At 68.5% G+C, this 21,697-nt stretch carries 16 protein-coding genes; 11 read left to right on the top strand and 5 right to left on the bottom strand.

All coding sequences use genetic code 11. The features are described from left to right. Positions 1-171 precede the first annotated feature (171 nt). Positions 172-1,056, top strand: coding sequence for a MurR/RpiR family transcriptional regulator (locus tag DIE21_RS29835; protein ID WP_124501040.1), 885 nt, complete (start codon positions 172-174; stop codon positions 1,054-1,056). A gap of 62 nt (positions 1,057-1,118) precedes the next feature. Here DIE21_RS29835 and DIE21_RS29830 read toward each other — a convergent pair whose 3' ends face one another. Continuing rightward, the gene (locus DIE21_RS29830) at positions 1,119-2,639 is read right to left on the bottom strand and encodes a CoA-acylating methylmalonate-semialdehyde dehydrogenase (RefSeq protein ID WP_124501039.1); all 1,521 of its coding nucleotides are present in this window, start codon (positions 2,637-2,639) and stop codon (positions 1,119-1,121) included. A gap of 109 nt (positions 2,640-2,748) precedes the next feature. Between DIE21_RS29830 and DIE21_RS29825 the strand changes: the two genes are divergently transcribed. The 7 genes from DIE21_RS29825 to DIE21_RS29795 all read left to right on the top strand — a co-directional run bounded on the left by DIE21_RS29825 (position 2,749) and on the right by DIE21_RS29795 (position 10,099). After that, on the top strand, positions 2,749-3,684 hold the full coding sequence (locus tag DIE21_RS29825; protein WP_124501038.1) for a LysR family transcriptional regulator: 936 nt from the start codon (positions 2,749-2,751) through the stop codon (positions 3,682-3,684). Between the two features lie 128 nt (positions 3,685-3,812). Continuing rightward, a complete protein-coding gene (locus DIE21_RS29820; protein ID WP_006753156.1) occupies positions 3,813-4,040 on the top strand; it encodes a sulfurtransferase TusA family protein in 228 nt (75 codons plus the stop codon). A gap of 249 nt (positions 4,041-4,289) precedes the next feature. After that, entirely contained in the window at positions 4,290-4,718 is a 429-nt protein-coding gene (locus DIE21_RS29815) for a peptidase (protein WP_124501037.1), read from the top strand. 268 nt (positions 4,719-4,986) lie between these two features. After that, complete coding sequence (locus tag DIE21_RS29810) at positions 4,987-5,691, top strand: response regulator transcription factor (protein ID WP_006402120.1); 705 nt, start codon at positions 4,987-4,989, stop codon at positions 5,689-5,691. After that, positions 5,688-7,049, top strand: a complete 1,362-nt coding sequence (locus DIE21_RS29805; protein ID WP_124501036.1) for a FecR domain-containing protein — start codon at positions 5,688-5,690, stop codon at positions 7,047-7,049. The genes DIE21_RS29810 and DIE21_RS29805 overlap by 4 nt, the downstream gene beginning before the upstream one ends. 10 nt (positions 7,050-7,059) lie before the next feature. Continuing rightward, entirely contained in the window at positions 7,060-9,447 is a 2,388-nt protein-coding gene (locus DIE21_RS29800; protein ID WP_124501035.1) for a CHASE2 domain-containing protein, read from the top strand. A gap of 37 nt (positions 9,448-9,484) precedes the next feature. Further along, positions 9,485-10,099 carry a DUF4136 domain-containing protein gene (locus tag DIE21_RS29795; RefSeq protein ID WP_124501034.1) on the top strand — a complete coding sequence of 205 codons (615 nt, stop codon included), beginning with the start codon at positions 9,485-9,487 and terminating at the stop codon, positions 10,097-10,099. Between the two features lie 74 nt (positions 10,100-10,173). On the opposite strand, the gene galU is transcribed toward DIE21_RS29795, so the two are convergent. Together galU and DIE21_RS29785 are read right to left on the bottom strand one after the other, a co-directional pair. Continuing rightward, on the bottom strand, positions 10,174-11,046 hold the full coding sequence (gene galU, locus DIE21_RS29790) for a UTP--glucose-1-phosphate uridylyltransferase GalU (RefSeq protein WP_124501033.1): 873 nt from the start codon (positions 11,044-11,046) through the stop codon (positions 10,174-10,176). A gap of 87 nt (positions 11,047-11,133) precedes the next feature. Then, complete coding sequence (locus DIE21_RS29785) at positions 11,134-14,001, bottom strand: valine--tRNA ligase (RefSeq protein ID WP_124501074.1); 2,868 nt, start codon at positions 13,999-14,001, stop codon at positions 11,134-11,136. A gap of 247 nt (positions 14,002-14,248) precedes the next feature. On the opposite strand from DIE21_RS29785, the gene DIE21_RS29775 reads away from it, so the two are divergent. Then, positions 14,249-16,612 carry a UvrD-helicase domain-containing protein gene (locus DIE21_RS29775; RefSeq protein ID WP_124501032.1) on the top strand — a complete coding sequence of 788 codons (2,364 nt, stop codon included), beginning with the start codon at positions 14,249-14,251 and terminating at the stop codon, positions 16,610-16,612. Then, positions 16,609-17,406: a 5'-methylthioadenosine/adenosylhomocysteine nucleosidase gene (locus DIE21_RS29770; protein ID WP_124501031.1), complete on the top strand. Its 798-nt coding sequence runs from the start codon at positions 16,609-16,611 to the stop codon at positions 17,404-17,406. Before DIE21_RS29775 ends, DIE21_RS29770 begins: the two co-directional genes overlap by 4 nt. Positions 17,407-17,472: 66 nt before the next feature. Here DIE21_RS29770 and DIE21_RS29765 read toward each other — a convergent pair whose 3' ends face one another. Beyond that, entirely contained in the window at positions 17,473-18,711 is a 1,239-nt protein-coding gene (locus tag DIE21_RS29765; protein WP_124501030.1) for an MFS transporter, read from the bottom strand. Positions 18,712-19,121: 410 nt separating this feature from the next. On the opposite strand from DIE21_RS29765, the gene DIE21_RS29760 reads away from it, so the two are divergent. Then, positions 19,122-20,795, top strand: coding sequence for a methyl-accepting chemotaxis protein (locus DIE21_RS29760; protein WP_124501029.1), 1,674 nt, complete (start codon positions 19,122-19,124; stop codon positions 20,793-20,795). Positions 20,796-20,814: 19 nt separating this feature from the next. On the opposite strand, the gene DIE21_RS29755 is transcribed toward DIE21_RS29760, so the two are convergent. Then, positions 20,815-21,690, bottom strand: coding sequence for an HlyD family secretion protein (locus DIE21_RS29755; RefSeq protein ID WP_124501028.1), 876 nt, complete (start codon positions 21,688-21,690; stop codon positions 20,815-20,817). Between the last annotated feature and the right edge of the window lie 7 nt (positions 21,691-21,697).

Below are 21,697 nucleotides of genomic sequence, written 5' to 3'. Positions count from 1 at the left end.
GTATCGCCGTGGAGCGTGTGCAGGTGATGATCGAGCGCGTGGGAGCGAGCGTGCGGCTCGGGCCGTGCCGCAAACGTGATTAAATTCGCCCTTCATGCATGTATCCAGGGGAGCCCCGGGCCGCGCCCGTCAGCTGCGCGCGCATCGGGGCCGTCAACTTCGCGCTATCCGATGAGTTCATCCGAGAAACCTCCCGCCACCGTCGAGCAGTTCCTGCAGCACCTGACGCAGGAGTACGACGGCCTCAGCAATCGCCTGAAGGTGATTGCGCGCCACGTGGAAACGCATCGGGACCAGCTTGGCCTGGAAGGCATCCAGTCGCTCGCGGAGGCGTGCGGTGTCCAGCCGTCGGCCGTCGTGCGGTTCGCGAAGCATTTCGGCTTCTCCGGCTTCTCCGAGATGCAGCGGCTGTTCCGCGAGGGGCTGGCCCAGCAGATCGCGCCGGGCCGCGCGTACAACCTGCGATTGCGCGACGTGATCGAAGCGGGCTCGTCGAGCCTGCAGCCCGAGCAGATCGCCGACGAATTCATCAAGGGCAGCATTGCCGGGATGCAGCAGCTGCGGCAGACGCTCGATCCGCAGGCGCTCGCGCAGGCCGTCGACCTGCTCGCCGACACGCAGGCGATCTGGATCGCCGGCTCGCGCCGCGCGTTTCCGATCGCCGTGTATCTCGACTATGCGCTGCAGCACACCGACAAGCGCATCGGCCTGTTCAGCGCGCTCGGCAGCATGCATCTCGGGCAGATCCGCTCGGTGCGCGAGGGCGACGTGATGATCGTGATCTCGTTCATGCCGTATGCGGAAGAGACGGTGCAGGTCGCGCAGCAGGCCGTGCAGCGCGGCGCGCGCCTGATCGCGATCACCGACAGCCGGATGAGCCCGCTCGCGCGGGAGGCCGAGGTGACGCTGATGGTGCAGGACAGCGCGACGTTCGGGTTCCGCGCGCTGACGGCGACGATGGGTCTCGCGCAGAGCCTGTTCGTCGCGCTCGCGTACCGGCTCGAGCTGTCGTACCTGCCGACCGCCGACGGCGCACCCGGCACGAAGGCCGGCTGACGCCGGCCTTTCATTCGCCCGCCGCCCGCGGAATCAACCGGCGGGCGGCGCGTCGGCGACGCTTACTTCGCGGTCGGCATCGCGAACTCGGCGCCCTTGCCGATGCTCGACGACCAGCGCTGCATCACCGACTTCTGGCGCGTGTAGAACCGCACGCCTTCCTCGCCGTACGCGTGCATGTCGCCGAACAGGCTCTTCTTCCAGCCGCCGAAGCCGTGCCATGCCATCGGCACCGGAATCGGCACGTTGATGCCGACCATGCCGACCTGGATGCGCCGCGCGAATTCGCGCGCGATGCCGCCGTCGCTCGTGAAGCACGCGACGCCGTTGCCGAACTCGTGCGCGTTGATCAGGTCGACCGCTTCGCCGAAGTCCTTCACGCGCACGCAGCCGAGCACCGGCCCGAAGATCTCTTCCTTGTAGATGCGCATGTCGGGCGTCACGTGATCGAACAGCGTGCCGCCGGTGAAGAAGCCTTCCTCGCGGCCCGGCACGCGCAGCCCGCGGCCGTCGACCACCAGTTGCGCGCCTTCGCTGACGCCTTGCTCGATGTAGCCCTCGATGCGCTTGAGCGCTTCGCCGGTGACGATCGGACCCATCTCGACTTCCGGCGACATCCCGTCGCCGATCACCAGCTGGCGCGCGCGCTCGGCGACCGCCGGCACGATCCGGTCGGCCACGTCGCCGACCAGCACCGCGATGCTGATCGCCATGCAGCGTTCGCCGGCCGAGCCGTACGCGGCGCCGATCAGCGCGTCGACCGCCTGCTCGATGTTCGCGTCGGGCATCACGACGAGGTGGTTCTTCGCGCCGCCGAGCGCCTGCACGCGCTTGCCCGACTGCACCGCGCGCTGCTGCACGTAGGCCGCGATCGGCGTCGAGCCGACGAAGCTGACGGCCTGCACGTCCGGGTGGTCGAGCAGCGCGTCGACCGCATCCTTGCCGCCCTGCACGACGTTGAACACGCCGGCGGGGAGGCCGGCCTGCGTGAGCAGGTCGGCGATGAACAGCGCCGCCGACGGGTCGCGCTCGCTCGGCTTCAGCACGAACGTGTTGCCCGTCGCGAGCGCGACCGGGAACATCCAGCACGGCACCATGCACGGGAAGTTGAACGGCGTGATGCCCGCGACGACGCCGAGCGGCTGGCGCATCGTCCAGTTGTCGATGCCGGTGCTGACCTGGTCGGTGAAGTCGCCCTTCAGGAGCTGCGGCACGCCGCATGCGAACTCGATGATGTCGATGCCGCGCGCGACTTCGCCCTGCGCGTCGGAGAACACCTTGCCGTGCTCGGCCGTGATGATTGCCGCGAGCGTGTCGCGGTGCTCGTTCATCAGCTGCAGGAAGCGGTGCAGCACGCGTGCGCGGCGGATCGGCGGCGTCGCGGCCCAGGCCGGGAACGCGGCGTGGGCGGACGCGACGGCCTGCTGCACTTCGTCGCCGTCGGCGAGCGCGACGCGGCGCACCGCGCGGCCGAGCGCCGGGTTGAGGACGTCCTGGAAGCGGCCGCTGCGGCCGGCGACGGGCGCGCCGTCGATGTAGTGGCCGACGTCGGCGTCGGACGTGTACGCGGGAACCGGATTCATCGTGTCTCCTGGGGATGTGGGGTGGACGGAACCTAGTCTAGGCAAAGCGGCGGGGCGGGAGAAGGCCGCGCCGCTTGATTCACTGTTCAGAATTCTGAATAATCAGTGGATGAATCAGCAAAATGTCCAGGCGCTCTGGCCGCATATCCATTCGCTGACGGTGCTGGCCGCGGCCGGCAGTTTCACGGCCGCGGCCCAGCGGCTCGGCATCAGCAAGGCCGCGATGAGCCAGCGCATCGCCGATCTCGAGAAGGCGGCCGGCGTGCCGCTCGTGCGGCGCACGACGCGCAGCGTGCGGCTCACCGACGCGGGGCAGACGCTGGTCGACAGCACGCGCGACGCGTTCGAGTCGATCGGCCAGCACTTCGCGCGCGTGAAGGATCTGGCCGGCGAACCGCGCGGGCTGCTGCGCGTGACGGTGCCCGTCGCGCTCGGGCGCCAGCAGGTCGTCCCGCACCTGCCCGATTTCCTGCGGCAGCATCCGGGCGTGCATATCGAACTCGACCTGTCCGACCGGCTGCATTCGCTGACGCAGGAGGGCTTCGACCTCGCGATCCGCCATACGACGACCGCGCCGCAGACCCACGTCGCGTGGAAGCTGTGCGACACGCGTTCGCTGCTGGTCGCGAGCCGCGACTACCTCGACGCGCGCGGTGCGCCGCGCCACCCGAGCGAACTCGTCGACCACAGCTGCCTGTGCTACCTGCGCGACAACGAGCCCGCCGCGTGGAGCTTCGAGCCGGACGGCCGGCGCCGCCAGCGCGTGAGCGTGCCGGTGCGCGGCAGCTTCGCGGCGAACAACAGCGAGGCGATGCGCGAGGCCGCGCTCGGCGGGCTCGGCATCGCGCTGCTGCCGGATTTCAGCGCGCAGCGCGATCTCGACGCCGGCCGGCTCGTCGCGCTGCTCGACGGCTGGCGGCCGTCGGGCGCGTTCGGCGACCACATCTTCGCGATCCGGCCGTACAGCCCGGTCGTGCCGAGCGCGGTGCGCGCGCTCGTGCGGCACCTGCGCGAGCGGCTCGCAGGCGGTTTCTCGGGCGCCTGACCGGCGAGCGCGGGCGGGCCGCGTCGCACGGCCCGGTCGTGGCCGCGCGGGCAGGCCCGCCCGCGCTGCGGTAAAATCGCCGCTTCCTCCCGCGCCCGTGTGGCGCGTCATTCGAAGGTCGACAGCCGATGCAGATTCACAAGGAAGTGGACGCGCGCGGGCTCAATTGCCCGTTGCCGATCCTGCGCGCCAAGAAAGCGCTCGCCGATATGGAGAGCGGGCAGATCCTCAAGGTGCTCGCGACCGATCCGGGCTCGCAGCGCGATTTCGCCGCGTTCGCGAAGCAGACGGGCAACGAGATCGTCGAAGTGACGACCCAGGACAAGACATTCGTGTTCCTGATGCGCCGCCGCTGACGGCCCGCATCACGCGCCTCTCGCGGCATCCGGACGGGCAGCGCCCGTTGCGGCCCGGCCGCGCCGCCTCCTCAGCACTTTCCAAAACAGAAAACGCCTCTGACAATTCTTAAACCTCGTCGCACGGCCGGCTGCGTATACTGACCCGGCCGGTCGTCCGTCTCGGATGGATGCGCCGGCCACGGTACGTCATACGAGGCGGGCTCGGGGGCCATGCCTGACGCTGCCGTCGTACAACGGGGAGAGGACATGTCCTTCAGACCAGGGACCATTCGAAGTCCGTCCGCAGCGGAATGCATCGCGCCCGCCCGCGCGGCGGGGTTGAGCCGGATCGAGCTCGACCCGCAACAGGATCGCCACGCGCGTGCCGCGCTGGAGGCGTATGCCGATTCGGCGGCGGCCGAGATGCCGTGGCTGGCCGAATCGCTCGACGAACGGCTGCGCGACGCCGCGCGGGACGACGGCGCAGGCCTCACGTATTGCGGTGCGACGATCGAGCGCGTGCTCGATCTCGCGCAGGCGTGGGCGGCGAGCCAGCCGGACTATGCGGCGCCGGCGTGGGAACGCGTGCGCGGCCAGCTGGAGCGGGTGCTGGGGCAGCCCCCGGCCGCGCGGCTGCTGCGCGTGCCGACCGGCGATTTTGCCGAGCCGGTGGCCGGCACGGCGGGCGCCGACTAGGCGCGCGATCGCGCGACGGGAAGGATTATTCGAATAAAGGACCGTAGTCCGCGCAATTTCTTGGCGAATTTCATACTACTATGATGAAATCGCCGGTTCGTCCGTGCCCCGTTTTTGAGATATTTGGCCGGGGCGCCGTATCGCGCAGGTTGCGCGCTCGGCAAACGGCGGTTCGCCGGCCGGTGTCGAAAGCCGAGCGCGTATGCGGCGCGGCGGGGTGAGCGCGGGGAGCTGAACTGGACGAATCGATTTCGATTTGCGGGGTGCTATGAGAATTGCTGTACTGGATGACGATCCGGCCCAGACGGATTTCGTCAGTCAAACGCTGACGGCCGCCGGCCACACGTGCTATGCGTTCAAGGAAGGCAAGGCTCTGAAGAAGCGTCTGCAGCGCGAGACGTTCGATCTGCTCGTGCTCGACTGGAACGTGCCTGACATGTCCGGCGAGGAAGTGCTCAAGTGGGTGCGTGCGAACCAGACGGAGCACAGCCTGCCGATCATCTTCATGACGAGCCGCGACGACGAGGCGGGGATCACGCAGATCCTCAACGCCGGCGCCGACGATTACGTGGTCAAGCCCGTGTCGGGCCCGATCCTGCGCGCGCGCATCGGCTCGCTGCTGCGCCGCGCGTATCCGGTCAACGCCGAGGCGACCGTTCGCGAGTTCGACCAGTTCCGCTTCGACGTGAACCTGAAGCAGGCCTATGTCGGCGACAAGGCCGTGAGCCTCACGCAGAAGGAGTTCGAGCTCGCGCTGCTGCTGTTCCAGCACCTCGACCGGCCGCTGTCGCGCGCGCATATTCTCGATCTCGTGTGGAAGCAGGCGACCGACATTCCGTCGCGCACGATGGACACCCACATCTCGATGCTGCGCACGAAGCTCGGCCTGCGCCCTGAAAACGGCTATCGCCTCGCGCCGATCTACGGCTATGGCTACCGGCTCGAGCGGGTCGGCCAGGGGGAACCGGAGTGACCACGCGAATCACGCAGCGCACGGCGGGCTTGCACACGGCGGCACTGCGCGCGGCGTGCGCGGTCGCGTTTGCGTTCGCGGCACAGCAGGCCGCCGCGCAGCCGCCGGCTGCCGCGGGCAAGATGGTCGTCTACCGCACGCATGCCGGCGACACGCTGTACGACGTCGCCGCGCGCTACCTGCAGGGCCCGGACGACTGGCAGCTGCTGCAGCAGATCAACGGCGTGCCCGCCCCGAGGCACCTGCAGCCCGGCATCGCGCTGAAGCTGCCGGTCGCGCGGCTGCGCAAGGAAAAGCTGACCGCACGCGTCGTCGCGGTGCAGGGCACGGCCGAGCGCGCGTCCGGCGACGCCTACGCGCCGCTCGCGAACGATGCGACGCTCGGCGAGGGCGACCGCGTGCGCACCGGCGCGAACGGCTTCGTGACGCTCGAACTCGCCGACGGCACGCACATGAGCCTGCCGCCCGACAGCCAGCTCGACCTGAAGACGCTGCGCCGCACCGTGCTGACCGGCACGCTCGATCGCGAGTTCGAGCTCACGCGCGGCTCGGTCGACAGCGATGTCACGCATCTGAAGAAACGCGACGACCGCTTCCAGATCCGCTCGCCGTCGGTTGTGGCCGGCGTGCGCGGCACGCGGTTTCGCGTGAACTACGACGCGGCCGGCAACGCGGCGACGCGCGTCGAAGTGCTCGACGGCACCGTCGGCGTCGCGGGCAAGCAGCAGACGGTCGACCCGACGCTCGTGCATGCGAACTTCGGCAGCGTCTCGACGTCGTCGGGCGCGGTCGGCGCACCCGTGCAACTGCTGCCGGCGCCCGCGCTCACGCATCCCGACAAGGTGCAGGACGAGCCCGACCTCACGTTCGACATCGCGCCGCTCGAGCACGCGCACGCCTATCATCTGCAACTCGCGCGCGATGCGGGCATGCTCGAGCTGTTCAGCGAAACGCGCACGGTCTCGTCGCGCGCGGTGTTCCGCGAGGTGCCGAACGGTACGTATTTCGTCCGGATTGCCGCGATCGACGACAACGGCCTCGAAGGCATGCCGCACATTTACGCGTTCGAGCGGCGCCTGATGGGGCTCGACGCGACCGCGTCGCCCGGCCCGAACGGCTATGAGTTCCGCTGGTCGCCGAATGGCGCGGGCAAGGACACGCATTACCGGTTCGTGCTGTCGCGCTCGAAGGACCTGAGCGCGCCGGTCGTCGACCAGGTCGGCCTGCAGGCGCGCAAGATCACCGTCTCGCACCTGCCGCCCGGCGACTACTACTGGGCGGTGACGGTCGAGGAGTTCGAGGGCGGCAAGTTCTATCAGAAGACGAGTCCGGTCAGCGCGTTCACGTTGTCGCGCTGACCCGCGGCGCATGAAAACCGACTCCGTTTCCCCGCGGCGGCGCCTCGGCCGCCGCTTCCTGATCGAGTGGATCGCGATCGGCTGCCTCGGGATCGCGGTGATCCTCGCGTGCGCGCTTGGCCGGCTGTCGTCGAGCGTCGACGGGCTGATCTACGACCGCCTGCTGATGCTGCGCAGCCTGCCGCTGTCGCCCGACGTCGTCGTCGTCGACATCGACAACCAGAGCGTGTCCGCACTCGGCCGCTGGCCGTGGCCGCGCAGCGTGCATGCGCGGCTGCTCGACGCGCTGGCGCGTGCGCAGCCGGCCGCGGTCGTCTACGACGTGCTGTTTACCGAGCAGTCGCCCGAGGATCGCGCGTTCGCGGACGCAATGGCCCATGTGCCGACCTTCCTGCCCGTCCTGCTGAGCCCCGAGCAGGCGGACGGCACGCGCACCGTCGATCCGCCGGTGGCCGAGCTGTCGGCACGCGCGATGGGGCTCGGCCACATCAATCTCGAAGTCGATCCCGACGGCATCGTGCGCAGCGTCGCCCTGCTCGAAAGCGACGGGCGCGTGCGCTGGCCGCAGCTGATGGTGCCCGTCTACCGCGCGATCCAGGCCGGCCGGCTGCGTCCGGCCGGCGGTGCGCCCGGCGCGAATGCGCATGACCTGTCGCGCGACGCGACCGGCGAGGGCCGCTACCTGATTCCGTTCAGCCGCAACACGCCCGCCTATCCGACGCTGTCGTTCGACGACGTGCTCGAGGGGCGCGTGAAGCCAGACGCGCTGCGCGGCAAGATCGTCGTCGTCGGCGTGACCGCTTCAGGCCTCTACGACCGCTTCGCGACGCCGGTGTCGGGCGATTTCGGCCCGCTCGCCGGCGTCTACATCCACGCGAACGTGCTCGACATGCTGACGACCGGCAGCGCGATCCTGCCCGTGTCGCGCGCCGGGCTCTTCGCCGCGTCGCTGCTGCCGCTCGCGGTGCTGCTGGGCGGTTTCCTGATGCTGTCGCCGTGGCGCGCGCTGCTGCTGACGCTGAGCCTGGCCGCGCTGGCCGTCGTCGCGAGCCTGGCGCTGCTGTTCGAGGCGCGCGTTTGGCTGTCGCCCGCGCCCGCGATCTTCGGGTTGATCGCCGTGTACCCGATCTGGAACTGGCGGCGCCTCGAAATGACGATGTCGTACCTGCGTCGCGAGCTGCAGCGGCTGGCCGACGAGCCGCACCTGCTGCCCGAGGCGCCGCGCACGCGCAGCGTCGGCGGCGACGTGCTCGAACGGCAGATGGCGCTGATGGCGCAGGCCGCGCAGCGCGTGCAGGACATGAAGCGCTTCGTGTGGGACAGCCTCGACAGCATGCCGGAGCCGATCTTCGTCACCGACCTGGCCGGGACCGTGCTGATCGCGAACCATGCGGCGAAGCGCTACGGGTCGCGGCTCGCGCTGCCGCTGCCGGAAGGGCGGCCGCTGCGCGCCGCGCTCGGCGAGCTGACCTTCATGAAGACCGTCGACGGCAACGCCGAACACGACGTCGCGATCCGCGAACACTGGCCGGCCGCGCTCGACCCGACGCTCGAGGCCGAACACGACGCGATGGCGCGCGGCATCGAGGTGCGCGACCGCGACGGGCTCGACCATCTGTTACGCTACGCTGCGTGCAAGAACGCGCAGGGCCGCGTGACGGGCTGGATCGCCGGCCTCGTCGACGTGACCGAGCTGCACGCGGCCGAACGGCATCGCGAGGAGGCGCTGCACCTGCTGTCGCATGACATGCGCTCGCCGCAGTCGTCGATCCTCGCGCTCGTCGAGATCGAGCGCGAACGCGTCGAAACCGACGCGATGCGTGGCCTGCTTGCGCGGATCGAGCGGTATGCGCACCGTGCGCTGTCGCTTGCCGACGAGTTCGTGCAACTGGCGCGCGCGGAGTCGCAGGCGTACCAGCTCGAACCGACGAGCCTCGTCGACGTGCTGATCGACGCGAGCGACGAAGTCTGGCCGCAGGCGCAGGCGAAGCGCATCCGCATCGATACCGACGTCGGCACCGGCATGGGCTGGATGCGCGCCGACCGCTCGCTGATCACGCGTGCGTTCGTCAACCTGTTGAACAATGCGGTCAAATACAGTCCGTCCGACACGGTGATCGCGTGTACGCTGACGGTCGAGCATGCATCGAAGCGGATGTTCTGTACGATTCGTGATCAGGGGTACGGCATCGCGCCGGAAGATCAGCGGCATCTGTTCGAGCGTTTCAAGCGGTTCCATGCCGGCGAGCGGCCCGAAATCTCGGGGTCCGGGCTCGGCATGGCATTCGTGAAGACGGTCGTCACGCGCCACGGCGGCAGCGTGACGGTCGACAGCGAAGTGGGTGTCGGCACCGCGGTGACGGTGTCGCTGCCCGCGATCGACGAGCCGTCCGCCTGACAGGGCCGGGCACGACGGCAGGCATTTGGGGGAAGTCATGAGAAAGGAATGGGCAGCGGCCGCGCTGGCGGCGTCGCTGTTGACGGGTTGCGCCGGCGTCACGACCGGCGTGAGCGCGCTCGGGCAGCCGGATGCGTTCGCATCCGGTGCGCACGGCTACGATTTCGTCAGCACGGCCGCTCAGGCCGACGATGCCGAATACCGGCGGATCGAGACGCTCGTGCGCGACGAGCTCGCGCATCGCGGCTTCGACGCGCAGCCCGGGAAGGCCGCGCGCTACCGGCTGTCGATCGCGTATGCGACGCAGCCGGCGTCCGTCGCGGCGACGGCCGACCAGTGCGGCGCCGCGAGCAGCGCGTGCGTGACCGTCGACGGGCCGGCGCCGTTCGCGCTGCCGTTCGCGGGCACCGTGTATCGTCACGTGCTGACGCTGCGTTTCGTCGACGCGAACTCGGGCGCCGACGTCTATCGCGTGTCGGCGTCGCTGCGCGATCGCGATCCCGGCACGCAGCAGGCCGCGCCGACGCTCGTGAGGAGCGCGCTCGCGAAGCTGCCGTTCGAGCAGGGCGACGGCTGGCTCGTGAAGACGAAAAAAGACGACGCGGGCGCAATGCCGGGCGTCGTCTCGGTGAAGCCGGCCGCTGCGCGCTGACGCGTCGGCCGTGAGGTGAGGGCAGGCCAGCCGCGCAGGCGAGGCCGGCTCCCGTGCCGCGTTCAGGCGGCCGGTTACGCGTTGCCGCGCGCGCGCAGGTACGCGTCGAACTCGGCGCCGACTTCCGGATGGCGCAGTGCGAATTCGACCGTCGCCTTCAGGTAGCCGAGCTTGCTGCCGCAGTCGTAGCGCGTGCCCTGGTACTTGTAGGCCAGCACCTGTTCGTCGGCGAGCAGCGCCTGGATCGCGTCGGTGAGCTGCAGCTCGCCGCCGGCGCCCGGCTTCAGCGCGCGCAGGTGCTCGAAGATCCGCGGCTTCAGGATGTAGCGGCCGACCACGCCGAGGTTCGACGGCGCGACTTCCGGCTCGGGTTTCTCGACGATCGCGGACATCTTGACGATCGACTCTTCCCACTCCTTGCCGTCGACGATCCCGTACGACTTCGTCTCCGACGGCGGGATCTCTTCCACGCCGATCACCGAGCTGTGATAGTGGTCGAACACGTCGACCATCTGCTTCATCACGGGCGGGTTGCCGTCGAGCAGGTCGTCGGCGAGGATCACCGCGAACGGGTTGTCGGCCACGAGCTTTTCCGCGCACAGCACCGCATGGCCGAGGCCGAGCGCTTCCGGCTGGCGCACGTAGAAGCAGTCGACATGGCTCGGCTTGATGCTGCGCACGAGTTCGAGCAGCTTTTCCTTGCCGCGCGCCTCGAGTTCGGCCTCGACCTCGTACGACTTGTCGAAGTGATCCTCGATCGCGCGCTTGCTGCGCCCGGTCACGAAGATCATCTCGGTGATGCCCGCGGCGATCGCTTCCTCGACCGCGTACTGGATCAGCGGCTTGTCGACGACCGGCAGCATTTCCTTCGGGCTCGCCTTCGTTGCCGGCAGGAACCGCGTGCCGAGACCGGCAACGGGGAATACCGCCTTGGTGACTTTCAACATGATCGAACCTTTATTCCTGTAATCGACTTGTCAGACAGCCTATGTTCACGTCCCCATTATAGTGAACGCAAACGACCTTACCGTTTGTTACGCAGGCAACCGATCGAGCTGGGCGCGCAGTTTTTCCAGCGTGCTCTGGAATTCGGCGACGCGCTTCTGCTCCTGTTCGACCACGGCCGGCGGCGCTTTCGCGACGAACGCCTCGTTGCCGAGCTTCGCGTTGCACTTCGCGATCTCGCCCGTCAGGCGCGCGATTTCCTTCGACAGGCGCTCGCGTTCGGCCGCGACGTCGATCTCCACCTTCAGCACCAGCTTGTTCGGGCCCACGATCGCGATCGGCGCGCCGTGCGCTTCCTTGTCGAGCGTCGCTTCGTCCGCGAGGATCTGCACGTCCGACAGGCGGGCGAGGGCCTGCACGTACGGCGCGAACGAGCGCAGGCGCTCGGCGTCGCCGGCCGCGAGCAGCGGCACCTTGGTCGCCGGCGACAGGTTCATCTCGCCGCGCAGGTTGCGGCATGCGTCGACGATCGCCTTCAGGTCGGCCGCCCATTGCTCGGATGCCTCGTCGATCTTCTGCAGGTTCGCGACCGGATATGCCTGCGTCATCAGCGATGCATCGCCTTCGGCCTTGCCTTGCGGATAACGGCCGGCGAGCGGCGCGACCTTCTGCCAGAGCGCCTCGGTGATGAACGGAATGACCGGGTGTGCGAGGCGCAGCACCGTTTCGAGCACGCGCAGCAGCGTGCGGCGCGTCGCGCGCTGCTGTTCCGGCGTGCCGTTCTGGATCTGCACCTTCGCGAGTTCGAGATACCAGTCGCAGTACTCGTCCCACACGAACTTGTAGATGCTGGTCGCGATGTTGTCGAAGCGGTAATCGGCGAAACCCTTCGCGATGTCGGCCTCGGTGCGCTGCAGCAGCGATACGATCCAGCGGTCGGCCGCGGAGAAGTCGAGGTAGCCGCCGGGGCCGCAGTCGCCCGCGCCGCATACTTCCGGCTTGCCGGTGCCGCAGTCGTGGCCTTCGCAGTTCATCAGCACGAAGCGCGTCGCGTTCCACAGCTTGTTGCAGAAGTTGCGATAGCCTTCGCAGCGCGCGAGGTCGAAGTTCACGTTGCGGCCGAGCGTCGCCATCGACGCCATCGTGAAGCGCAGCGCGTCGGCGCCGAACGCGGGAATGCCGTCCGGGAATTCCTTGCGCGTCTTCTTCTCGATCGTCGCGGCCTGCTTCGGGTTCATCAGGCCCGTCGTGCGTTTCGCGACCAGCGTTTCGAGGTCGATGCCGTCGACGATGTCGATCGGGTCGAGCGTGTTGCCCTTGCTCTTCGACATCTTCTGGCCTTCGGCATCGCGCACGAGGCCGTGCATGTATACGGTGTGGAACGGCACCTTGCCGGTGAAGTGCGTGGTCATCATCACCATCCGGGCGACCCAGAAGAAGATGATGTCGAAGCCCGTGACGAGCACCGACGACGGCAGGAAGTGCTGCAGTTCAGGGGATTCGTTCGGCCAGCCGAGCGACGAGAACGGCACGAGCGCCGACGAGAACCAGGTGTCGAGCACGTCTTCGTCGCGTTTCAGCGCGCCCGTGTAGCCTTGCGCGGCGGCCTTCGCACGCGCGTCTTCCTCGCTGCGCGCGACGAATACCTCGCCGTTCTCGCCGTACCACGCGGGGATCTGGTGACCCCACCACAGCTGGCGCGAGATGCACCAGTCCTGGATGTTCTCGAGCCACTGGTAGTAGGTGGTCGTCCAGTTTTCCGGCACGAACTTGATCTGGCCGTCGCGCACGACGTCGAGCGATACCTCGGTGATCGATTTGCCCGGATGGAACGTGCCTTCCGGCGCCGGCTTCGTCATCGCGACGAACCACTGGTCCGTCAGGAGCGGCTCGATCACGACGCCCGTGCGGTCGCCGCGCGGCACCATCAGCTTGTGCGGCTTCACGGAGTCGAGGAAGCCTTCCGCATCGAGGTCGGCCACGATCGCCTTGCGCGCGTCGAAGCGGTCGAGGCCGCGATACTGCTCGGGGCCGTTGTCGTTGATCTTCGCGTCGAGCGTCAGGATCTCGATCGGCGCGAGCTTGTGGCGCAGGCCGACCTGGTAGTCGTTGAAGTCGTGCGCGGGCGTGACCTTCACGACGCCCGTGCCGAACGCGCGGTCGACGTAGTCGTCGGCGATCACCGGGATCTCGCGGCCCGTCAGCGGCAGCGTGACGAGCTTGCCGATCAGGTGCGCGTAGCGCTCGTCCTCCGGGTGAACCATCACCGCGACGTCGCCGAGCATCGTCTCGGGACGGGTGGTGGCGACCGTCAGCGAACCCGACCCGTCGACGAGCGGATAGCGGATGTGCCACAGGTGGCCGTTTTCCTCTTCGCTGACGACCTCGAGATCCGACACCGCGGTGAGCAGCACCGGATCCCAGTTGACGAGGCGCTTGCCGCGGTAGATCAGGCCCTGTTCATGGAGCGTGACGAACACGTCGCGCACGGCGGCCGACATCTTGTCGTCCATCGTGAAATATTCGCGCGACCAGTCGGTCGACGCGCCGAGACGGCGCACCTGGCCCGTGATCGTCGAGCCGGACTGCTGCTTCCACTCCCACACGCGCTCGACGAACTTCTCGCGGCCGAGGTCATGGCGCGACACGCCCTGCGCATCGAGCTGGCGCTCGACGACGATCTGGGTCGCGATCCCCGCGTGGTCGGTGCCGGGCACCCACAGCGTGTTCTCGCCGAGCATCCGGTGATAGCGCGCGAGGCCGTCCATGATCGTCTGGTTGAACGCGTGGCCCATGTGCAGCGTGCCGGTGACGTTCGGCGGCGGCAGCTGGATCGCGAAATCGGCGCGCGCCGGGTCGAATGCCGGGGCGGCATAGCCGCGTTTTTCCCACTCCGGCCCCCATTGGGACTCGATGGTGTGGGGCTCGAAACTCTTCGCAAGCGTGCTGTCGCTCATGGTTGGAAATTTGCCGAAAAATGCGTGAATTGGATGCCGAATCCGACAATTATAAATGCATCTATATGGGTGGTCAGTCGCTGATATAGGCAGAGCCACGTTGGCCAGCCATTGCGTGACCAGCGTGGTCGCGCCTCGGACGATCGCGAGGCACTTGCGGCCCCTGGCCGAACGGATCGGAAACGGCATCGCGCGGCCGACTTATAATGGCGGGTCCGCATTTTTCTCGCCCGTCCGCTGCCGCTCCATGCCCGATCTGCTCGCCAATCTGAACCCTGAACAATACGCCGCCGTCACGTTGCCGAATGAACCGGCGCTGATCCTCGCGGGGGCGGGCAGCGGCAAGACCCGCGTGCTGATCACGCGCATCGCATGGCTGATCCAGCAGGGCTATGCGTCGCCGCCCACCGTGCTCGCCGTCACCTTCACGAACAAGGCCGCGCGCGAGATGATGGCGCGGCTGTCGGCGATGATGCCGATCGACACGCGCGGGATGTGGATCGGCACGTTCCACGGGCTGTGCAACCGGATGCTGCGCACGCACTGGCGCGACGCCGGCCTGCCGCAGACCTTCCAGATCCTCGACACGGCCGACCAGCTGTCGGCGATCAAGCGGCTGATGAAGGCGGCGAACGTCGACGACGAGAAATACCCGCCGAAGAACGTCCAGTACTTCATCAACAACGCGAAGGAGCAGGGGCTGCGTCCCGACAAGGTCGACGCGTCCGACAACTTCAACCGCAAGTTCGTCGAGCTGTACCAGGCGTACGACCAGCAGTGCCAGCGCGAGGGCGTCGTCGACTTCCCCGAGCTGCTGCTGCGCTGCTACGAGCTGCTCGCGTACAACGCGCCGCTGCGCGCGCACTACCAGGCCCGCTTCCGGCACATCCTCGTCGACGAGTTCCAGGACACCAACAAGCTGCAGTACGCGTGGCTCAAGATGCTCGCGGGCGGCGAGAACGCGATCTTCGCGGTCGGCGACGACGACCAGTCGATCTACGCGTTCCGCGGCGCGAACGTCGGCAACATGCGCGACTTCGAGGACGAATTCCGCGTGCGCAACCTGATCAAGCTCGAGCAGAACTACCGGTCGCACGGCAACATCCTCGACGCGGCGAACCAGCTGATCTCGAACAACGCGCACCGGCTCGGCAAGAACCTGCGCACCGACGCCGGCCACGGCGAGCCCGTGCGCGTGTACGAGGCGAGCACCGATGCGCAGGAAGCCGGCTGGATCGTCGAGGAGATCCGCTCGCTGATCAATACCGGGATGTCGCGCAGCGAGGTCGCCGTCCTGTATCGCAGCAACGCGCAGTCGCGCGCGATCGAGCACACGCTGATGACGTCGGGCATCCCGTATCGCGTGTACGGCGGCCTGCGCTTCTTCGAGCGCCAGGAAGTGAAGCACGCGCTCGCGTACTTGCGCCTGATCGACAACCCGAACGACGACACCGCGTTCGCGCGCGTCGTGAACTTCCCGACGCGCGGGATCGGCGCGCGCTCGATCGAGCAACTGGCCGACGCCGCGCGCCTGTACGACTGCTCGATGGCCGCCGCGATTCCGTACGTGACCGGCAAGGCCGGCACGAGCCTCGGCGCGTTCGCGACGCTGATCGCGAAGATGCGTGCCGAGACCCAGCAGATGAGCCTGCCGGAGACGGTCGAGTACGTCGTGCGGGCGAGCGGCCTCGCCGATTTCTACCAGGGCGAGCGCGAAGGCCAGGACCGCCTCGAGAACTTGCAGGAACTCGTGAACGCGGCCACCGCGTTCGTCAGCGAGGAGGGCTACGGGCTCGACGCGCCGGCCCGCTCGATTCCGTTGCGCGCGGGCGCGATCGCGGCACCCGAGCTCGGCACGGCGACGGACGATCCGGCGGTCGACGTGCTCGACCCGGCGCCGCTCGATGACCCCGCGCAGAACCCCGACACGATGACGCCGCTCGCCGGCTTCCTGTCGCATGCATCGCTGGAAGCGGGCGACAACCAGGCGCAGGCCGGCCAGGACGCCGTGCAGCTGATGACGGTGCATGCGGCGAAGGGCCTCGAATTCTCGGCCGTGTTCATCACCGGCCTCGAGGAAGGGCTGTTCCCGCACGAGAACAGCGTGCTCGAATCGGACGGCCTCGAGGAAGAGCGCCGGCTGATGTACGTCGCGATCACGCGCGCGAAGGAGCGGCTCTACCTGTCGTTCGCGCAGAGCCGGATGCTGCACGGCCAGACGCGCTACAACGTGCGCTCGCGCTTCTTCGACGAATTGCCGGAGCACGTGCTGAAGTGGCTGACGCCGAAGGTCGAGGCCGGCTCGCGCTGGGGCGGCCGCTCGGACAACGCCGGCTGGGGGCGCGACTGGTTCTCGCGGCCGGGCGGCGGCAGCCGCGAGCAGTTCGTCGACGCGGCGGTCTCCGCGCCGCTGCCGGCATTCGCGAACCAGCAGCGCGCGGCCGACACCGGCTTCCGGGTCGGCCAGCAGGTGTTCCACACCAAGTTCGGCGAAGGCACGGTCACCGCGCTCGAAGGCAACGGCGCCGACGCGAAGGCGCAGGTGAAATTCAAGCGGCACGGCGAGAAATGGCTCGCGCTGGCGGTCGCGAAACTGCAGGCGGTGGAATGATGAGCATCGACATGGTTGAAACGGTTTCGACGCGCCCGCTGGGCATTCTGGCCGCGCTGCCGGAGGAACTCGGCGACCTGATCGCCGCGATGCGTGCCGAGGGCGCGATGAAGACGGTCACGTTCGGCCGCCGCGACTACCACCTCGGCACCGTGCACGGCGCGGCCTGCGTCGTCACGCTTGCGCGGGTCGGCAAGGTCGCGGCCGCCGCGACGGTCAGCGCGCTGATCCACGTGTTCGGCGTGTCCGGCGTCGTGTTTACCGGGGTCGCCGGCGGCGTGTCGCGCACGGTGCGCGTCGGCGACGTTGTCGTCGCCGATACGCTGCTGCAGCACGATCTCGATGCGTCGCCGCTGTTTCCGCGCTACGAGGTGCCGCTGCTCGGCATCACGCGGTTCGCGACCGACGCGGAACTGACCGCCCGCCTGAAGGCCGCGTGCACGCTGTTCGTCGCCGAGGAGGGCGCGCACTTCGCCGAGCGCTTCGGGCTGGCCGGTGCGGCGCTGCACGGCGGGCTGATCGTCAGCGGCGATCGCTTCGTGTCGAGCGAGCACGAGGTCGTCGCGTTGCGCGATGCGCTGCCCGACGCGCTCGCGGTCGAGATGGAAGGCGCGGCGATCGCGCAGGTGTGCGCCGAACACGACGTGCCGTTCGCGCTCGTGCGCACGATTTCCGATACGGCCGACGATCACGCGACGCAGTCGTTCTCGCACTTCCTGTCGGCGATCGCGAGCAGCTATTCGTCCGGCATCCTCAAGCGTTTCCTGACGCTGCATGCGACGACGGCGGCCTGAAGCCGCCGTCGTCCCTTCCCTTCAAGCCGGTCGACCGGCCGCGGCACGCCTGCCGCGGCCGTCTCGTCACGCCTTCTTGCGCCGGCTGCTTTCGAGGTTCGGCAGGAACACCGTCAGCACGCCGATCAGCGGCAGGAACGAGCACACCTTGTAGACGAACGTGATGCTCGTCGCGTCCGCGAGCTGGCCGAGCACGGCGGCGCCGACGCCACCCAGGCCGAACGCGAAGCCGAAGAACAGGCCCGCGACCATGCCGACCTTGCCGGGCATCAGCTCCGTCGCATAGACGAGGATCGCGGCGAACGCCGACGCCAGCACGACGCCGATGATCACGGAGAGCACGCTCGTCCAGAACAGGTTCGCATACGGCAGCAGCAGCGTGAACGGCGCGACGCCGAGGATCGACACCCAGATCACGTACTTGCGGCCGATCCGGTCGCCGACCGGTCCGCCGATCAGCGTGCCGGCCGCCACGGCCGCGAGGAACACGAACAGGTGGATCTGCGCGGCCTGCACCGACAGGTGGAACCTGTCGATCAGGTAGAACGTGAAATAGCTGTTGATGCTCGCGAGGTAGAAGTACTTCGAGAACACCAGCAGCACCAGCACGCCGATCGCGGCGAGCACGCGGCCCTGCGACAGGGTCGGATGGCCGGCCGCCGCCGCTTTTTTCTTCGTCGACGGATGCTTCTTGTACCAGTGGCCGATCTGCGTGAGCACGACCATCGCGACGAGCGCGGCCGCCGAGAACCACGCGATGCTGTGCTGCCCGTGCGGGATGATCACCAGCGCGGCGAGCAGCGGCCCGAGTGCCGAGCCGGCGTTGCCGCCGACCTGGAACAGCGACTGCGCGAGCCCGTGCTGGCCGCCCGACGCCATCCGCGCGACGCGCGACGATTCCGGATGGAACACCGACGAGCCGCAGCCGACCAGCGCCGCCGCCGCCAGCAGCGTCGGGAAGTTCTGCGCGGCCGACATCAGCAGCAGCCCCGCGAGCGTGAAGCCCATCCCGACCGGCAGCGAATACGGCTTCGGCCGCTTGTCCGTATACAGGCCGACGAGCGGCTGCAGCAGCGACGCGGTGATCTGGTAGGTCAGCGTGATCAGGCCGATCTGCGCGAACGACAGCGCGAACTGGCTCTTGAGCATCGGATAGATCGCGAGGATCAACGACTGGATCATGTCGTTGAGCAGGTGCGAGAAGCTGATCGCGCCGAGCACCGGGTAGACGGTGCGCGGGGCGGGTGGAGCGGACGGCTGGGATGCGGCGGCTGTGCCGGCGCCCGTATCGAGGCTGGTTTCCATGCGAGCTGAGCGAGTTGAGGTGGCGGGACGCGCTCTGATGGGGATCGGCGCGTTCGAATCGTTGTTGCGTCAAAGAAGTCTAATGTGGCGTATCGAGAATGTCAGGCCAAGTTTTATCGCGATTCGGACAATGATGTGACGATTCGGCCATAGCGCCCTTTTTTGGCCGGGTATAACGCTGCGACGCGTCCGCCTGTCGACCGGGTCGCGCGGGGCCGGATCGGTGTAAGTCCGGACTCAAGGAATGCCGCTGGCGGCCGTAGAACGACGCAACGACAACACAGGCGCGCCGCACCCGGCACCGGTCACGAGCCGGGCGGGGCAGGACGCGCGGCATGACGGGCCATCGTGGGAATGCCGGCCGCCGGAACCGACCTTTCCGGCGGCGTGATCAATACGGGGATATATCGATGAAAGCAGCAACAGTGCATCCGCAGCCGGGTGCGGCCATGACCGCATCCGGCGCAGCCGCCGGGCCCGCCGCACGACGTCCGCGCGCAACCCGGCGCGAACGCCGGCCGTGGACCGTGAAGGCGACGCTGCGCGCCGCGTTCGCGATCCTGCTGGCCGGCACGCTCGCGATCGGCGTGTTTTCGCTGTGGCAGATCAGCCGGCTGAACGCGTCGATCGCGTCGGTCTACGAGCAGGGGCATGTCGCGAGCCGGGCGGCGGAGGAAGTGCGCGCCGAGGTGCTGCGCGCGAGCCGTGCGCAGAAGATGCTGCTGACCGCGACCACCGCGAAGGAGCGCGACGACCTGGGCGGCGAGGTCGGCGCGGGGCTCGCGTCGATCGGCCAGGCGCTCGCGACGCTGCAGCGTTACGCGGATCCGGCCGATGCGGACGATTCCGCGCGACTGCGCGCGTTCTCGATGGCGGTCGGCACGTGGAGCGGCCATCTGCGCGATTTCGTCGCGCTCGTGCGGGCGCAGCCGCTCGACCTGTCGCAGATGAACTGGCAGGTCGGCACGCAGGACGTGTCGCTGCTGGTCGAGACCGGCAAGCTCGAGAAGCTCGTCGCCATGCTCGTGAAGACGCGCGGCGCGAAGTCGAAGACGACGCTCGATGCGTCCGCAACGATCTTCTCGTCGTCGTTCGCGATGATCGCGGCGATGACGGCCGCGCTGATCGTGCTGGCGATCGTGATCGCCGAACGGGTCGTGCGCCGCCTCGCGTTGCAGCTCGGCGGCGAGCCCGCGGAGGCGAAGGCGATTGCCGCCGACATCGCGCGCGGCGACCTGACACGGCCGATTCCGCTCGTCCGGCACGATCGCGACAGCATGGTGCGCGCGCTGTCCGACATGCAGACCGGGCTCGCGGCGACCGTCGGCGAGATCGCCGTCAGCGCCGAGGCGATCGCGGCTGCGTCCGGCGAGATCTCGACCGGCAACCTCGACCTGTCGCGGCGTACCGAGCAGCAGGCCGTCGCGCTCGAGCGCACCGCGGCCAGCATGGAGCAGCTCACGTCGACCGTGCGGCAGAACGCCGAAAACGCGCGGCAGGCGAGCGCGCTCGCGGCCAATGCATCGGCCGTCGCGGAGGCGGGCGGCGAAGTCGTCGGGCGCGTGGTCGCGACGATGAGCCAGATCGACGACAGCGCGAAGAACATTCGCGACATCATCGGCACGATCGAGGGAATCGCGTTCCAGACCAACATTCTCGCGTTGAACGCGGCGGTCGAGGCGGCGCGCGCGGGCGAGCAGGGGCGCGGCTTTTCGGTGGTGGCGGGCGAGGTGCGGCTGCTCGCGCAGCGCTCGGCGACCGCGGCGAAGGAGATTCGCGAGCTGATCGGCGCGTCGGTGGAGCGCGTCGCGAACGGCGCGACGCTCGCGCACGATGCGGGCCGCACGATGGACGACGTGGTGCGGGCGGTGAAGCGCGTGACCGACATCATCGGCGAGATTTCGGCGGCCTCCGACGAGCAGAGCACGGGGATCGAAGAGATCGGCCGCGCGGTCACGCAGATGGATGCGGGCACCCAGCAGAACGCGGCGCTCGTCGAACAGGCGGCCGCCGCGGCGAACGCGCTCGACGAGCAGGCGCAGGCGCTCAAGGCGCTGGTCGGGCGTTTTCGCATCGCGGCGTGAGCGCCCGGCCGTTCGGCGCTTATGACTTCTTCTGCTTGTCCGGGTCGATGATGACCGTGCAGGTCGTGCCCGCCGACAGCACCACGTCGGCCGGCACTTCGTCGATCTTGATGCGCACCGGCACGCGCTGCGCGAGGCGCACCCAGTTGAAGGTCGGGTTCACGTCCGCGACGAGGTCGCGGCTTTGCGGATTGTCGCGATCGTAGATGCCGCGCGAGATGCTCTCGACGTGGCCCTTCATCACGCCGCCGCTCATCAGCCGCATCTCGGCCGGCGCGCCGATCTTCACGCGCGGCAGCTTGGTTTCCTCGAAGTAGCCGTAGACCCAGAACGAATGGCTGTCGACGATCGCGAGCTTCGCCTGGCCGGCCACCGCGTAGTTGCCCTTGAACGTCTGCAGGTTCGTGATGTAGCCGTCGACCGGCGCGACCACGCGCGTGCGTTCGAGATTGAGCTTCGCGGCGTCGAGCGCGGCGATCGCCTGCTGGTACTGCGCATCGGCGCTCGACGCGCTGTGCGCCGCGTTCTCGCGGTTTTCCTTTGACACCACGAGCGCGTCGAGGTCGGCGCGCCGGGCCGCGTCGTCGCGGCGCATCTGCAGCTCCGCGCGGCGGGCGGCGACGGCGGCCTGTGCCTGCTCGACCGCGATCTGGTAGTGCGACGGGTCGATCTGCATGATCAGGTCGCCCTTTTTCACGAGCTGGTTGTCATGCACGGGGAGCTCGACGATCGCACCCGACACGTCCGGCGCGACGTTGACGATCTCGGCGCGCACGCGCCCGTCGCGGGTCCAGGGATCGTCCATGTAGTGCACCCACAGCGAGCGCCCGATCAGGATCGCGACGAGAAGGATGACGGCGGTCGCGACGAAGCCGAAGAGTTTTCTGAGCATCATGGTGGTT

Origin of the sequence: Burkholderia sp. Bp9140, assembly GCF_003853425.1 — a bacterium.
Classification (GTDB): domain Bacteria; phylum Pseudomonadota; class Gammaproteobacteria; order Burkholderiales; family Burkholderiaceae; genus Burkholderia.
The sequence above is the reverse complement of the archived record's forward strand: the minus strand, read 5'-3'. Positions and strand labels throughout refer to the sequence as shown.

Bases quoted from the DNA above. Each gene is read 5' to 3' on its own strand.
- DIE21_RS29825 (WP_124501038.1), top strand. From the start codon at position 2,749: ATGAATCAGCAAAATGTCCAGGCGCTCTGGCCGCATATCCATTCGCTG.
- galU (WP_124501033.1), bottom strand. From the start codon at position 11,046: ATGTTGAAAGTCACCAAGGCGGTATTCCCCGTTGCCGGTCTCGGCACG.
- DIE21_RS29815 (WP_124501037.1), top strand. From the start codon at position 4,290: ATGTCCTTCAGACCAGGGACCATTCGAAGTCCGTCCGCAGCGGAATGC.
- DIE21_RS29765 (WP_124501030.1), bottom strand. From the start codon at position 18,711: ATGGAAACCAGCCTCGATACGGGCGCCGGCACAGCCGCCGCATCCCAG.
- DIE21_RS29785 (WP_124501074.1), bottom strand. From the start codon at position 14,001: ATGAGCGACAGCACGCTTGCGAAGAGTTTCGAGCCCCACACCATCGAG.
- DIE21_RS29800 (WP_124501035.1), top strand. From the start codon at position 7,060: ATGAAAACCGACTCCGTTTCCCCGCGGCGGCGCCTCGGCCGCCGCTTC.
- DIE21_RS29830 (WP_124501039.1), bottom strand. From the start codon at position 2,639: ATGAATCCGGTTCCCGCGTACACGTCCGACGCCGACGTCGGCCACTAC.
- DIE21_RS29820 (WP_006753156.1), top strand. From the start codon at position 3,813: ATGCAGATTCACAAGGAAGTGGACGCGCGCGGGCTCAATTGCCCGTTG.
- DIE21_RS29770 (WP_124501031.1), top strand. From the start codon at position 16,609: ATGATGAGCATCGACATGGTTGAAACGGTTTCGACGCGCCCGCTGGGC.
- DIE21_RS29775 (WP_124501032.1), top strand. From the start codon at position 14,249: ATGCCCGATCTGCTCGCCAATCTGAACCCTGAACAATACGCCGCCGTC.
- DIE21_RS29835 (WP_124501040.1), top strand. From the start codon at position 172: ATGAGTTCATCCGAGAAACCTCCCGCCACCGTCGAGCAGTTCCTGCAG.
- DIE21_RS29795 (WP_124501034.1), top strand. From the start codon at position 9,485: ATGAGAAAGGAATGGGCAGCGGCCGCGCTGGCGGCGTCGCTGTTGACG.
- DIE21_RS29810 (WP_006402120.1), top strand. From the start codon at position 4,987: ATGAGAATTGCTGTACTGGATGACGATCCGGCCCAGACGGATTTCGTC.
- DIE21_RS29760 (WP_124501029.1), top strand. From the start codon at position 19,122: ATGAAAGCAGCAACAGTGCATCCGCAGCCGGGTGCGGCCATGACCGCA.
- DIE21_RS29755 (WP_124501028.1), bottom strand. From the start codon at position 21,690: ATGATGCTCAGAAAACTCTTCGGCTTCGTCGCGACCGCCGTCATCCTT.